10 protein-coding genes and 2 pseudogenes are annotated in these 15,727 nt (G+C 37.8%); 11 read left to right on the top strand and 1 reads right to left on the bottom strand.

Features of this window, described 5'->3' with window-relative positions:
* Positions 1–30: 30 nt before the first annotated feature.
* From REI64_RS06730 to REI64_RS06775, 11 genes and pseudogenes are all read left to right on the top strand, one after another.
* The gene (locus REI64_RS06730) at positions 31–927 is read left to right on the top strand and encodes a DUF4349 domain-containing protein (RefSeq protein ID WP_308849341.1); all 897 of its coding nucleotides are present in this window, start codon (positions 31–33) and stop codon (positions 925–927) included.
* Positions 928–961: 34 nt separating this feature from the next.
* Positions 962–2,917 carry a von Willebrand factor type A domain-containing protein gene (locus REI64_RS06735; RefSeq protein WP_308849342.1) on the top strand — a complete coding sequence of 652 codons (1,956 nt, stop codon included), beginning with the start codon at positions 962–964 and terminating at the stop codon, positions 2,915–2,917.
* 134 nt (positions 2,918–3,051) lie between these two features.
* Positions 3,052–3,792 carry a DUF4197 domain-containing protein gene (locus tag REI64_RS06740; RefSeq protein WP_308849343.1) on the top strand — a complete coding sequence of 247 codons (741 nt, stop codon included), beginning with the start codon at positions 3,052–3,054 and terminating at the stop codon, positions 3,790–3,792.
* Between the two features lie 836 nt (positions 3,793–4,628).
* Positions 4,629–6,515, top strand: coding sequence for a molecular chaperone HtpG (gene htpG, locus REI64_RS06745; protein WP_308849344.1), 1,887 nt, complete (start codon positions 4,629–4,631; stop codon positions 6,513–6,515).
* Positions 6,516–6,745: 230 nt separating this feature from the next.
* Positions 6,746–7,963, top strand: a complete 1,218-nt coding sequence (locus REI64_RS06750; protein ID WP_308849345.1) for a metallophosphoesterase — start codon at positions 6,746–6,748, stop codon at positions 7,961–7,963.
* 126 nt (positions 7,964–8,089) lie between these two features.
* On the top strand, positions 8,090–9,202 hold the full coding sequence (locus tag REI64_RS06755; protein ID WP_308849346.1) for an ATP-binding protein: 1,113 nt from the start codon (positions 8,090–8,092) through the stop codon (positions 9,200–9,202).
* 134 nt (positions 9,203–9,336) lie between these two features.
* Positions 9,337–10,050 carry a DUF4397 domain-containing protein gene (locus REI64_RS06760; protein ID WP_308849347.1) on the top strand — a complete coding sequence of 238 codons (714 nt, stop codon included), beginning with the start codon at positions 9,337–9,339 and terminating at the stop codon, positions 10,048–10,050.
* A 245-nt stretch (positions 10,051–10,295) separates the two neighbouring features.
* Positions 10,296–12,335: pseudogene (locus tag REI64_RS06765) on the top strand (outer membrane beta-barrel protein); the annotation flags it as partial.
* Positions 12,336–12,704: 369 nt separating this feature from the next.
* Positions 12,705–13,160: pseudogene (locus REI64_RS18300) on the top strand (outer membrane beta-barrel protein); the annotation flags it as partial.
* Complete coding sequence (locus tag REI64_RS06770) at positions 13,160–14,071, top strand: M28 family peptidase (RefSeq protein WP_308849349.1); 912 nt, start codon at positions 13,160–13,162, stop codon at positions 14,069–14,071. The pseudogene REI64_RS18300 and the gene REI64_RS06770, both read left to right, overlap by 1 nt.
* A gap of 338 nt (positions 14,072–14,409) precedes the next feature.
* Positions 14,410–14,982 carry a TlpA disulfide reductase family protein gene (locus tag REI64_RS06775; protein ID WP_308849350.1) on the top strand — a complete coding sequence of 191 codons (573 nt, stop codon included), beginning with the start codon at positions 14,410–14,412 and terminating at the stop codon, positions 14,980–14,982.
* Between the two features lie 106 nt (positions 14,983–15,088).
* On the opposite strand, the gene aat is transcribed toward REI64_RS06775, so the two are convergent.
* Positions 15,089–15,724: a leucyl/phenylalanyl-tRNA--protein transferase gene (gene aat, locus REI64_RS06780; protein ID WP_308849351.1), complete on the bottom strand. Its 636-nt coding sequence runs from the start codon at positions 15,722–15,724 to the stop codon at positions 15,089–15,091.
* Between the last annotated feature and the right edge of the window lie 3 nt (positions 15,725–15,727).

Here is a 15,727-nt window from a genome sequence, read left to right on the forward strand (position 1 = left end):
TAAAACACCATCACCAAAAAACCTTAGGACATGAAAATACCTCATTTAATAGCTTACTGTGCAGTTTTTATGCTGAGTGCTTGCGGTAATAAACAAGAAAACAAATCTGATGCTGTAGATGAAATAGTTGTTACCGAAGCTGTGGCTGACCAAGCATCTGCAGTGAAGTTGATGGCTCCTGCTCCATCTTCAAAATACGAAGATAATCGACTGGAAAACAACGTGACTTCAGCAAACTCTCAAATAGCCATCAACAAACAAAAAATCATTAAAGATGGCAGTATGACGGTGAAGAGCCGGAACATCAGCGATAGCAAAAAGAGAATTGACCAATTGCTGAAAAAACTTAACGCTTACTATGAAAGTGAAGACTTGCAGAATAACGAACAAAGTGTTGCCTATAATTTGAAAATACGCATACCATCGGCAAGTTTTGAGCAATTAATAGCCGCCATGGAAAATGGGGAAGATAAAATAGAAGCCAAAAACTTGCAAGCTAGAGATGTAACAGAGGAGTACGTAGATATTGAAACTCGATTGGCAACCAAACGTCAGTATTTGCTGCGTTACAAACAAATACTTGCCAAAGCTGCAACTGTAAAAGACATTTTGGCCATTGAAGAAAATATTAGAACGCTAGAAGAAGAAATAGACAGCCAACAGGGGCGATTGAAATATTTGGCAGACCAGGTAGCATTTAGCACTCTAAATATCAGCCTTTACCAAGAAAAAGAATACTTAGCGCAACCAAAAAGTGGCTTTTTAACCAGAACAAAAGTAGCGCTTAATGACGGATGGCAATCTATTGTAGGCTTTGTGCTTTGGGCAGTGAGTATTTGGCCTTATCTCATCATTTTATTTGGCTTGTACTTCGTAGTTAAACGGATTATTAAAATTCGCAGAGCACGAGCCAATGCTACAAATTAATTATCGAAAGACTTTACATTTAAAACTCTAAACAATGAAAACATTATTCACCTCAATTATCGCTTTAATCCTACTTTTAGGATATAAAGCCAACCCAACCAGAGAAATTTCTGGCACTATAGTTAGCGCATCAGATGGCTTAGCCTTACCTGGTACAACGGTTAAAAGTTTGCCGAGTAAAACTTCCGTATCATCTGATAAAAACGGAAAATATAAAATTGTAATTCCGTCTACAGATACGCATTTGCAAGTAATGAACTTAGGTTTCGTTACCAAAAAGATTACGATAGGAAAAACTGATGTTATCAATATTAAATTGGATGAGGATAACCAAGCTTTAAAAGAACTTGTCGTGGTAGGATATGGTAAGCAACAAAAAAGAATGCACAAATCAGCTGACATGAAGATGGTTGCTCCGCCAGTCGCAGAAGCTTTAGCGGGTAGGGTTGTAGGTATTTCAGCTAACAAAAGTATAATGGCAACGGGTAATGGCGCACACTTTTATCAAGCTCCTCAAAACACCGAAAACTATGCACACATAACCGAAAATGCCTTCAAAAAAGTAACCAACGAGCCACTTTCTACTTTTTCTATCGATGTAGATGCCGCATCTTACAGCAATATGCGCAGGTTCATTAATAACGGCGGCTTGCCTCCAAAAGATGCAGTGCGTATAGAAGAAATGATCAACTATTTTGATTACAGCTATGCACAACCAAAAGGCGACGACCCAGTAAATATTGTTACTGAAATCGGTACCGCTCCTTGGAACAGTCAACATCGTTTGGTACATATTGGGCTAAAAGCGAAAAACATCCCTACCGAGAAATTGCCACCATCTAACTTGGTTTTCTTAATTGATGTTTCAGGTTCGATGGAATCTTACAACAAATTACCTTTATTAGTGAGTTCCCTACGTCTACTTACAGATAATTTACGCGACCAAGATAAAGTAGCTATTGTGGTTTATGCTGGTAGTTCTGGTTTGGTTTTACCATCAACCTCTGGAGATAACAAGCAAGCCATTAAAGAAGCATTGAGCAAATTGAGTGCGGGTGGTTCTACTGCAGGCGGCGCAGGTATTAAATTGGCCTACAAGGTAGCTACAGAAAATTTCATTAAGGGCGGTAATAACCGTATCATTTTAGCAACCGATGGCGACTTTAACGTAGGTGCTAGCAGCGATGGCGATATGCAAACCCTAATTGAAGAAAAACGCAAAAGCGGTGTATTTTTAACCGTTCTCGGCTTTGGCATGGGCAACTACAAAGACAGCAAAATGGAAGTTTTGGCCAACAAAGGCAACGGTAATTATGCCTACATCGACAACATCAGCGAAGCTAGAAAAGTATTGATTAATGAATTTGGTGGCACTTTATTTACCGTAGCTAAAGATGTAAAGCTACAGATAGAATTTAACCCTGCTAAGGTGCAAGCTTACCGTTTAATTGGCTATGAAAACCGTTTGTTAAACAACGAAGATTTTAACGACGATAAAAAAGATGCTGGCGAAATGGGTGCTGGACATACCGTAACCGCCTTGTATGAAATTATTCCAGTTGGCGTAGAAAGTAAGTTTATCAAAAGTGTTGATGCGCTCAAATATCAAGATGTACGTCAAAATGCTCTCAAGAACTCTCCATCATCTAACAACACTAATGAAATACTTACCGTTAAAATGCGCTACAAACAACCAGATGGCGACAGCAGCAAATTGCTACAAAAGCCAGTAATAGACAGCTATCAAGATAAGCTGAACAAAACCAGTGACAACTTTAGGTTTTCTGCATCGGTGGCTATGTTTGGCATGTTGCTGCGCCAATCGGAATTTGTACAAGAAAGCACCTTTGAACAAGCCATTGCTTTGGCCGATGGCGCAAAAGGCACCGACAAAGAAGGTTACCGAGCCGAATATGTTAAATTAGCTAAATCGGCACAGCTAATGGCAAAAGATTTGCGTAATTTTGCTACCACGGGCAAAGAGAAATAATCGGAGCGTTCGAAATATTGGTTCTACTTTGACGAGACGCCAACAAGAGAAATTCTTATGTTGGCGTACCATCAACAAATTTTTTCGAGCAAATCCGCTAAATATTTTTAGCCCTAGCTTAATTACAATACTTTATGAAAAGAACAGGATTATTTTTATTGGCAGCAGCTACCGTTTCACTTAGTAGTTGCGATGCGCAGAGCCAAGGCAAATTAGGTAATATTTTAGGTCAGGTGGCTACTGGAGCTATGGGAACACCGAGCAGTTTGGAAATTAGCAACGGCTTAAAACAGGCTTTAGAGATTGGCACATCGGCTGGTGCAGACAGACTTTCGGTTAAAGACGGTTTTTTTGGTAACATGGCCATTAAAATCTTGTTTCCGAAAGAAGCTCAAAAAGTAGAAAGCACCTTACGCAGCGTAGGTTTAAATTCTTTGGCAGATAATGTGATTTTAAGCTTGAACCGTGCGGCAGAAGACGCTGCGAAAGAAGCCAAACCTATCTTTGTAAACGCCATTAAACAAATGACTATTGCCGATGCAACCAATATCCTTTTAGGAAATAAAGATGCCGCTACTTCTTACTTTAAAAGAGTAACTACAGCACAGCTGATGGAGAGATTTTCTCCGGTAATTAGCAACAGTTTGAGCAAAGTTGGCGCAACAAAATATTGGACAGATGCCGCCGCAGCGTATAATAAAATCCCGTTAGTGAAACCTGTTAACACCAACTTAACACAGTACGTTGCAGAAAAAGCTATCGAAGGCATGTTCGTTCAAGTTGCTCAAGAGGAACTAAAAATTAGAGATAACATAAACGCACGTTCAACAGGTTTGCTTCAAAAAGTATTCGGTTATGCCGACACCAAGAAGTAATTCACAAACTTGTTGATTTGTTAATAAAAATTTAAAGGAACAAAACCAATTTTTCGCTAGCTTGTTATACTGAAACGAAGGTCGTTTAAGAAAAGACAAAAAAGTCCTGTGAGTGGGCTATCCGCGTAGGGCAGGCACAGCATAAATAGGTTAAAATTCTATCGAAAAGCATCCAAATATTGGGTGCTTTTTTTATTGCAGTTTATTTATGTGATGAAAAGGTTATTTTACGCTACTGTTAAATGGCAACCTAGCTATTTCTTTTTTGCTTAAGGGCACCATCATTTCGGATGTAACGAGAAATAGAGTTTTAAAAAGTGGAAATGTTTCGAAATATAAGCCTTATTTCGTGTCGAAAGATTTCTATACCTAACGATCGGGACTGCACTGCGTTCCGAATGACGTGGATGTGAATAGCATAGTTTTTGGTTAATTAAACCCGATTGCAGCGAACACATATCTCGATTTTATCCTATCGTGTGGACACATCTTGTTCCTCCCCCTTGAATCCCCCTCCAAAGGGGGACACTCTGTGCTTAAGCATTTTGCATATCCCCCTCTCCGAGGGGGCAGGGGGAGGAAAATAATATTTTCCAATTATTTGTGTCCACACGATAGGATTTTATCGGGAAAAGTAAAGCGTAAAGCGGGACTAGCGGAACCGAAGATTTACTGAAATTGCTTTACCCCTAAATTCTCCCGAATGGTCGGGACAGGCTCCAAAGGGGACTTTCAAAATTGCCGATACAATTGAAACACCCTGCCACTTTGACCTATATTTTACTTTGGAACAAGCATTGATAAACAAGCGTATAAGCAAAAAATTAGTTTAAGATATGACAACAGAAAAAGGAAGTATTTCCATACACACAGAAAACATTTTCCCAATCATCAAGAAATTCCTGTATTCGGACAATGAAATCTTTTTAAGGGAATTAGTTTCTAATGCGGTTGATGCGGTGCAAAAGATTAAACGCTTAGGCGCTCTTGGTCAGTTTAACGGCGAGGTTGGCCAGCCTTTGGTAGAAGTGAAATTGGATGAAAAAGCAAAAACCATTACAATTAGCGATAATGGTTTGGGTATGACTGCCGAAGAAATCAAAAAATACATTAACCAAGTGGCTTTCTCTGGCGCTAGCGAGTTTGTTGAAAAGTTCAAAGACGCAAAGGATGCCAACGAGATTATCGGTAAGTTCGGTTTAGGTTTCTACTCTGCATTTATGGTAGCTGATTTGGTAGAAATCAACACTTTATCGTACCAAGAAGGTGCTGAAGCTGCTAAATGGACTTGCGATGGTAGTACTTCTTTCGAAATTTCGGAAGGTTCTAGAACTACTCGTGGTACAGACATAGTTTTGCACATTAACGCAGAAAGCGAAGAGTTTTTAAGCGAGCACAAACTACAAGAGATTTTAGATAAATACGCTAAGTTTTTACCTGTGCCAATTAAATTTGGAACGAAAACAGACAGCGTAGAAGACGGTGTTGATGAAGAGGGAAAAGCTAAATATACATCAGTTGAGGTTGACAACATTGTAAATACCACCAACCCAATTTGGACCAAAGCACCTGCAGATTTGTCAGATGCTGATTACTTGGATTTTTACAAGCAATTATACCCGTTCTCTGATGACCCTTTGTTCTGGATTCATTTAAACGTTGATTATCCTTTTAATTTAACGGGTGTGTTGTATTTCCCTAAGGTGAAGGAAGATTTCGATATGCAGCGCAACAAAATCAAATTGTTCTCTCGTCAGGTTTTCATTACTGATGAGGTGAAGGATATTGTTCCTGAGTTCTTGATGTTGTTACATGGTGTGATTGACAGTCCGGATATTCCTTTGAACGTTTCTAGAAGTTTCTTGCAGGCTGATGGTAACGTGAAGAAAATCAACAACTATATCACTAAAAAAGTAGCTGATAAATTAAGCGAACTGTTTAAGGCAGACCGTAAAGGTTTTGAAGAAAAATGGGGTGATATTGGTCTGTTCGTAAAATACGGCATGATTAGCGAGGAGAAATTTTACGATAAAGCGAAAGATTTTGCCTTGTTAACCAATACTAAAAAAGAGGCTTTCACTTTTGAGGAGTACAAAGAGAAAGTAAGTGCAGTACAAACGGATAAAAATGGAAATGTAGTTTATCTATATGCTACAGATTTAGATAAGCAAGATGGCTTTATCCAAGCGGCAGAGAAAAAAGGTTACGATGTTTTGGTGATGAATTCTGCTATTGACAGTCACTTTGTGAGTAGTTTTGAGCAGAAGTTAGAAAAAACGTTGTTGAAACGTGTAGATGCTTCGGTGGCGAACCAATTGATTGAAAAAGACGAGAAGTTAGAGTCGGTATTAAGCGAAGAGCAATCTACCACGGTTAAAGGTATTTTCGAAAAAGCGATTACCAAACCAGGTTACACGGTAGAAGTTGTTGGTTTAAGTCCAGATGATGCACCTGTAACGATTACTATGGATGAGTTTATGCGTAGAATGAAAGACATGGCTAAAATGGGCGGTGGAATGAGTTTCTACGGCAACATGCCAGATAGTTACAAAGTGGCTATCAATGGAAACCATAAATTGGTAAGCAAAATTTTAGCATCGGCTGATGAAGCAGAGCAAAGCAAATTTGCTAAGCAAGCGGTTGATTTAGCACTACTTTCGCAAGGTATGTTAACGGGTGCAGAATTAACTGCATTTGTGAGCCGCAGCGTTGAGTTGATTTAAACCCCTAAATCCCCTAAAGGGGACTTTAGGCATTGTCGTCATTGCGAGGCACGAAGCAATCTTACAACTTTAGCTATTATTTAACCGCTTTAGGATTGCTTCGAACCTCGCAATTTTGATTTTAACCATATGCCTTTTTATTTTACCTCCTTAAACACCTAAGAACACCTTAGGAATTGATAAAAACTTAAATGCACTAAGGTGTCTAACGTGGTTCAAAATTTCAAAACATGAAAAGAAAACTTCCATTTGTACCGCTCTTAATATTTGCCGTAATATTTCTGCTTATTAATGGATATGCGTTGAGTGCACTGGCTCCAGTTATAGCCGCACCGCTATTGCCTTGGTTATGGGTTTTTCCAGTACTGTTGCTAATTGTATTTTCGTTTAGTTTAAGCAGATTAAGTGTAGACGGACAAAAAAACTTGTTTAAAATTAGTGCGCATGTACTACTCGTTTACTTTGTTTCGTTATTGGTTTTTGTATTAACCGAAGTACTTACAGATATTTACAGAGTAATTGCTGGCGGAATAAATTACTTATCTAAAGGAAATTTCATCTATCCGGAGAGACCGCTAAATGGCATATATTTAGGAATACTATTATCGTCAACAATAATCATAGTTTTTATCTATGGGATTTTAAAAGGCAAATATGCTTATCGTATTATTAAACACAGCTTGTATTTTGATGATTTACCAGCTGCCTTTGATGGCTTTAAATTGGTGCAAATTTCTGACGTTCATGCAGGGAGTTTGAACAATCCAAAAGCGGTACAAAAAGGTATTGATTTGATTAATCGCCAAGAGGCAGATTTGTTTGTGTTTACTGGAGATTTGGTGAATAACAAAGCGGAAGAAATTAAACCTTACATCAATCATTTTTCACAAATCAAAGCACCATTTGGGCAATTTTCGGTGTTGGGCAACCACGATTACGGCGATTATGTAAAGTGGGAAAGTGATGCGGTAAAAAGAGAGAACTTACAACAATTGAAGAATTATCATGCAGAAATTGGTTTCAAGTTATTGCTGGATGAACATGTTACGCTAGAAAAAAACGGACAGAAAATTGTTTTAGCAGGCATAGAAAACTGGGGCTTGGGCTTTGGGGAACGTGGTGATTTGGAAAAGGCCTTGAAAGGCACTGCGACAGATGATTTTAAAATTCTATTATCACACGACCCTTCACATTGGGAAGCACAAGTAAAAAATCATCCATCTAAAATACACCTTAGCTTAGCTGGACATACCCACGGCATGCAATTTGGCATCGAAGCATTGGGCTTAAAATGGAGCCCTGTCCAATTCAGGTACAAGCATTGGGCTGGCGTTAAAGAAGAGAATGGCAGATTTTTAAATGTAAACAGGGGCTTTGGGTTCATTGGATTTTCTGGTAGGATTGGCATTTGGCCAGAAATTACGGTTATTGAGCTTAAAAAGACATAATACCAAGGAAAATAAAACTTAAGCATCACATTTCAAACCACAAAATATTATAGTTTTTTAAGAACATAATCATAAAATATTATAGTTTTTTAAGAACGTAATCATAAAATATTATATATTTGTTTTATGATAAAGCGAGAAATCATTCCATATATACTTGAAGATTGGGATTTAAAAAAGGCAATTATCCTGCTAGGTCCCAGACAAGTAGGCAAAACAACACTTATCAATGAGTTAATAAAGGACAAATCTGTTTTAAAACTGAATGGTGATGAACCTCAAACTAGAATTCAATTATCTAATGCAGATTTCAACTTCCTTAAAAACTTAATAAGCGATTACGATGTTGTTTTTATAGATGAGGCACAAAGAATTGAAAACATAGGCCTCGCCATAAAAATGATAATAGATGCTAAATTAGGAAAGCAAATTATTGTAACCGGCTCCTCTTCTTTAGATTTAGGAAATAAAATAAATGAACCTTTAACTGGCAGAAAATGGGAGCACAAATTATTTCCGCTGTCATGGCGTGAAATTAGAAACGAATATACTTTTGCGAATGCAATTGGGCGATTAGAAGAATTTATAATTTATGGCATGTACCCCGAAGTAGTTACCAGCACACAAAAAAGAAAAGTACTTTTGCAACTTTCGGGAAGCTACCTCTACAAAGACATTTTGGAACTGGTAAACATAAAAATGCCCGACCTGCTCATCAAACTTCTAAATGCCTTGGCGCTACAGTTAGGTAACGAAGTTTCTTACAATGAATTAGCAAAAATTTTAGGAGTAGACAGGTTAACCGTAGTTAATTATATTGATTTGCTTGAAAAAGCTTTCGTAATTTTTCGTCTGCATCCTTATTCTACAAACCAGCGAAATGAAATTACTTCGAAACCAAAAATCTATTTCTATGATAATGGCATCAGAAATGCGATTATTGGGCAGTTCAGCCCTTTAAAAAGCCGTAATGATATTGGAGCATTGTTTGAGAACTTCATTATCAGCGAAAAATACAAAAGATTAAGCTATGATGGTTTTTATGGAAAAATGCACTATTGGCGCAATACACAACAAGCAGAAATAGACTTTCTAGAAATCCAAGAGAATAAGATCAATGTTTATGAGATAAAGTATAGCCCTAAAGTAAAAGTTAACTTCACCAAATCGTTTACCGAAAAATATCATCCGGAAAACCAATTTGTAGTGAACTCAGAAAACTTCTGGGAGCATCTATGATTCGCTAAGCTATTTAAAATCAACCTCAAACAAAAAATAATTAAAAATTTGTAGCGTTTTCAATTAGCATAACGTATTAAGAATGTGAGTTAAAGGCAAAGTGCCGTATTGTTTAAATAATTTTTTATATCATCATGAGATTTTCTAAGTATAAAGCTATTACTGCTGCGTTAACGTTCTCTGTGTTATCGTTAGGTTTGTTTTCTTGTTCTAAATTAGATAGAGACTATGAACCTATACAGGTATCTGGGCTAAACATTATCCAAGCTTCTCCAACAACTGAGCTACTTGATGTTTATGTAGACAACACCAGAGCTAATGGAAACACCGATTTTGAGTTTGGAAATAAAATTGGCTACTTAAGTGCTTTCTCGGGAAATAGAGTATTTAATGTGACCAAGAAAAACAACCTTACTTCTTTAAAAAGTCTACAACACAATTTAACACCTAACCTAGGTTATTCATTATTTGTAATCAATAAATTAGAGAATATCGAACTATTAATGCTTGATGATAATTTGGAAAAACCAGCAGCTGGCAAGGCAAAAATTAGATTTGTAAACTTGAGTCCAGATGGTGGCTCATTGAGCTTAAATGTAAATGGAGCTACAACGGATTTGGCTACGAACAAAGCTTTTAAAGAATTTAGCGCTTTTGAAGTTGTAGACGCTACAGAAAGCACTACGCTAAACATCAAAAATGCTACAAGTGGTGCTGTAGAAACCACAATTACCGCTGTTAAACTTGAAGAAGGAAAAATCTATACAGTTTACGCAAAAGGTTTGAAAGCAAACACAGACGACACTAGATTTTCTGCAAAAATGTTTGTGCATAGCAACGGTAATTAATATTCTAAACACAAAGAAGCCTTATCGCCATTGCGATTTCGGAGAGACCAAAATGTCTAAGCAACAGGTTTCTTCAATCGCAATGGCGATATTTTTTTGTTAGAAATTATGGAATTTATGTAGAAAAACATCTAACAATTAAAGCTTGTTAAAATTTTGTTAAAATGAGAAAGCTTGATAACTAAATATTAAGTTTGTTTTAGCAACACAAAATTTTGAAGAATTTATCTTTTTTTCTGCTCTCCTTGCTGCTAACTTTTAGCAGTATAAATGGCTTTTCACAGACCAACAGAAAAGTTACGGGCAAAGTTGCTGATACTAGCGGTGTCGCAGTGATTGACGCCAGCGTTATGCTCATCGATCAAAAAGACACTTTAAGAACAAAGACAGATGCCGGTGGCCAATTTAGCTTCTCTAAAGTAAAAAATGAAAACTTTAATCTGCGTATCTCTATCATCGGTTATTATGATTTTAGGAACGACTACAGCTTTGGCAAGAAAAAAAATCTGCAGATAGATAACATCAGACTAAAAATGGCAAGCAACACACTAAAGGAAGTTGTGATTAAAGCTAAACCCAACCCCATACGTGTAATGCAAGATACCGTAGAATATAATGCCGCTGCCTATCAGGTTTTGGACGGTGATAATGTGGCCGATCTGATTAAGCAATTTTCGGGCATTGAAGTTGACGACGACTACAACGTAAAGTCGATGGGGCAAAACGTGGTGAAATTGCGGGTGAATGGCAAGGATTTCTTTACCAATGACGTGAAAGAGTTTATAGCCACTTTACCTGCCGGCATTGTTTCTAAAATTCAAATTATTGATGATTATGGCGACCAAGCCAACTTTACGGGACTGAAGATTGGGGACCCGCAAAAACTGATCAACATTGTAACCAAACCTGGCATGGACAGAGGGCAGTTCGGCAGCCTCGCCATTAACGCCGGATCGAACGATCAAATTGGCTCTAAAAACAGGATGAACCTTTGGAAAAGTGACAAGCAAACTGGTTTAGGGCTAAATTATACCACACAAAACAACGGTGCAGGAAACAGTCAGAACGCTAATTTTTCTATAAACCACAGAGACAAAATTGGAAAAACTGGTAGTGTCGGTTTCAACTACAACGCCAACCAAAACAACAATGCTTTTACCAGAGAGCAAGCTGTAGAAACCTTGAGCGACTTGGGCACTTTTTACAACGCTTCACAAAATAACGGCAACTCGAAAAACGGCAGACACGGTTTTAGTGCCGATATTAACAATAGGAACAAGGTATGGTTCTTGAATGGATCTGTAAACGCCGGCTTTGGTCGAAACAACAACAATAATTTCTCTATCAACAACCAAAGTGGTGTAACCAAGCAAGATTTTAGAAACGTAAGCGACAATAATGGTAATTCTTCAAACATAGATGCCAGCTTCAATCTTTCGAAGAAATTAAAGAACATCAGAAACCACTTCTCCACTAATTTCGGGTTTTCAATTAATAATCAAAATTCTGCTCAACTCGTAAACACCAATACACTTTATTACAATCAGCAAGATCAAACCTTATTGAAAGACTCTGTGTTGAACCGTAATATCGACAACGATAACCGATCGCAGAGTTTTTCGTTTAGCACAGCCTATTCTGCTGCTATTAGTAAGGTTACCGATACGATTAACCGAAGACATATCAATTTTAATTACTCGTTTTCGTTGAATAATTCTTTCAATCGCTCTGCTACAAATGTGCTGAGTAACCTGACTAATGAGTACCGCTTTGTAGATTCGTTAAGTTCCGAGCTTAAATCTTTGTTCATCACCCAATCAATGGGTGTGAGTTATAGCCAAAGCAACAAAAAGACGCGATTAACCGTTGGTTTTAACGCAAGACCAAACATCCTTCACAACAATTATATCAACTTAGGGCAAAAGATAAACAACAACACTTTTAACTATTCGCCAACCATTAATTACAATAATGCACTTAAAAAAGGTAAAACTTTAACCTTGGGATATTCCGGTAGCAACAATAGCCCAACACCTGCGCAGTTGCAACCTATTCGCAATACGGAAAACCTGCAAAACATCATCATCGGAAATCCAGACCTAAAGCCATCTTTTCAACATAGGTTAAATGCCAATTACAATTACATCGAAGAAAAGTCGGGTGCTTCTATGTTTGCTTCGGCAAATTTTTCTACCACACAAAATGAAATTGTAAATAACATGATTTTATTGGCTGATACTTTGGGCGCTTTTAGACAAGAAACTCGATATGAAAACACTAATGGGACCTATAATCTCAGTGGAAATTACAACATTAGCATCCCTATTAAAAAGAAGGTTTTCACTTTAGGTTACAATGGTACTGTTGGCGTTTCAAACAGAGCCTTGTTTATCAATAATGTGCGCTATTTTAACAGTGGGTTGAATTTTTCGCAACAAATTTCGGGTAATTTAAACTTTAAGAAAGCTAGTTTAAGTGCCAAGGCTGGTTACAATCAAGTAAACAACAACAGCGTACAAAACCTACAGAGCAACTATATTAGCCTCGGAAACTACGATTCAGGTAGCCTAAGCCCTGGCTATGTTTTACCCTCGTTTAACCCCGGACAATTTACAACTACGCAGTTTTTTATTACTAGAACCTTTAATGCCAGCTTAAACGGCCGGGCTACTATCAAGAATTTCAATATGACAGGCAATGCCAATTACTCATACAGCTCAAATTCAAACAGCAATTTACAAGGAGGAAACCGAGATTTACAGAACCTCTCATTCTCATTAGCCGGAAATGCTTTTATTAATAAAACCTACAGAATTGGCTTTAATGGCTCAAAAAGAATTAGTACAGGATTTGCCGTTGCCAACCAAAATCCACTGCTATTAGGACTAAGTTTTAGCAGGAATTTCCTTAAAAACAAATCGCTGAGTTTAACCGCTAGTGCTAGCGACTTATTAAATCAAGGCAATATGGTTTCTAGGCAGGTATCGGGCAATTCAGTAATTGATTCTAGGAACAATGTAATTACCAGAGTTTTCTCTTTCGGTTTAAGCTACAATGTTTCTAAATTTGGTGCAAGAGGCACCACTTTCCGTGTAGATCCAGATTTTTGATGAAAAAGATATCGACCTTAATTATTTTAAGCCTGAGTTATTTTGTATGTTTCGGCAACACAGACACCACTTTGGTAAAGAAACACTTAACTAATATTACCAAAACTGCTGGCTATCGTAATCCTGAAAATATTGCACAGCTAAATGCCATTGCCAATTACATTAAAACCGATTTCTCAAAGTACAGCAACACGGTTTCTTTTCAAGAACATAAAGTAGATGGCAAAACCTACAAGAACGTGATTTGCTCTTTCGGCACTGAAAATAAACAACGTATTATTGTTGGGGCACATTATGATGTTTGCGGCGACCAAGAAGGTGCAGATGATAATGCCAGTGGCGTAGTTGCATTGTTAGAATTGGCTCGTCAGTTAAAAGGGCAGAAACTAAATAAGAGAATTGATTTGGTAGCTTACACGCTGGAGGAGCCTCCTTATTTCAGAACTGAGCATATGGGTAGTTATGTTCACGCCAAGTCCTTAAAAGACAATAAAATTGATGTTTTAGGGATGATATCTGTAGAGATGATTGGTTTTTTTAGCGACAAAGCGAATAGTCAAAATTACCCAGTGCCAGAGATGTCTAAAATGTTCGGCAATAAAGGAGATTATATCACGCTAGTTTCTACTGCAGAAAAAGGAAAGTTTGTAGAAGAATTTAGCCAGCACTTCAAAAATTCCAAAACGATAAAAACTGAAGAGTTTAATGCACCTAGAGCATTGCCGGGTATCGATTTCTCTGACCATTTAAATTATTGGAATTTTGGTTACAGCGCAATGATGATTACCGATACTTCGTTCTATAGAAATAAGAATTACCATAAAAAGACAGATAAAATGGAAACTTTGGACATCCGCCGAATGGCGAAGGTTATAGAAGGGATTTATGTAGCTTTGTTGAAAATTGACTGAATAGAAGTTGCTTTCTTCCCTCTTCCCCTCAAAAAGGAAGTAGAGATATTGCACTGGGCATGACCTTACACTAGAGGGAGAAGTAAATGTCATTAAGCGAAGGCCTAAACATGTTGGCGGGGACGCCAACATGGGAGCATCTAGCGTTTGCGTCCTCGCCAACGATTAACTTAATGACATTGAGGGAAAAGTAAAGTGGGATTTAATCTCTAAAAACTAAAGCTGGAGGATTGGAAGTCCCAGTTTTTATTAGTCGTCCGTCATTGCGAGGGAAGCGCAGCGACGAAGCAATCTTTCATATAGTTTAATACCTAAAAAGTAAGACATTAACTCAAAAGATGAACAAAAAGAACATCAAAAAATATATCTCCAATGGGGTTTTCATTCTGATATTAGCGCTAATTCTATTTGTGCCGTCGGCTAAAGCTTTAGTAATACAAGGCTTAATGCAAATTGGTTTATTTAATCCTGATGTTAAAACCGAGACAATTTCGACCAATACATCACTTGATTTAAAATTTAAGGAGCAAAACGGAAAGATAATTACACTGACTGATTTAAAAGGCAAAGTTGTCTTCCTCAATTTTTGGGCTACTTGGTGCCCGCCATGTTTAGCAGAAATGCCATCTATCAATAAGCTTTATGAGCAACATAGAGATAACAAGGATGTAATTTTCGTTATGGTTGATGCTGACAGCAATTTAGAAAAGTCACTGGGCTACATGAACGCTAGAAAGTATGATATGCCAGTTTATCAAATGGCGAGCAGTGTTCCTGAACAGATCTTTGCAGGATCTTTACCAACCACAGTAGTTTTCGATAAACAAGGCCGTGTATCTTTTAAACATGAAGGTGCAGCTAACTACAATAGCAAAAAGTTTGTAGAGTTTATGGAGAAGTTGCGGAATTAACCCCTCTCTGCCTTTGGCATCTCTCCCCTTTGGGGAGAGAAAATCATTTTTTAAAGTAACTTCTTATTTTACGGATGAGCCTTTCGGTTTGGATATTGTAATTTGATTATTGGTTATTAAGAAACTCCATATACGTCTTCCTATCCATCATTTCCGCACCTAGGCTTAGTAAATGGTCGTTAGGCAACTGACAGTCTATCAACTCAAAATCTGATTGTTGGCAGAGAAAAATCATAGCAACTTTAGAAGCGTTACTTACCAAACTGAACATGCTTTCTCCGCAGAAAACTTTACCAATGGCAACACCGTAAAGTCCACCTACCAAACTTTCATTTTGCCAAACTTCCACGCTGTGTGCCCAACCTAATTGGTGCAAATTAATGTAAGCATCTTGCATTTCTTTGGTAATCCAAGTACCGGGTTGGTCTTTTCGAGGTGTTTTTGCACAATTTGCAATCACTTTTTCAAATGCTTGGTTTGCGGTAACTTTAAAGCCTACATTTTTCAACACTTGCCTCATGCTTTTGCTCACCTTTAACCTATCGGGATAAATAACACAGCGTTCATGTGGCGAGTACCAGCAAATTGGGTCATCGTCACTAAACCAAGGAAAAATGCCGTGTTCGTACGCAAGAACTAATCGCTCGGCACTAAGGTCGCCACCAACGGCAAGCAAGCCGTCCTCATCGGCCAATTCTGGATTGGGAAAAACGATTTCATCATCAGGCAACCTAAAAACCATGCT

The organism is Pedobacter sp. (assembly GCF_031119335.1).
Taxonomy (GTDB): Bacteria; Bacteroidota; Bacteroidia; order Sphingobacteriales; family Sphingobacteriaceae; genus Pedobacter.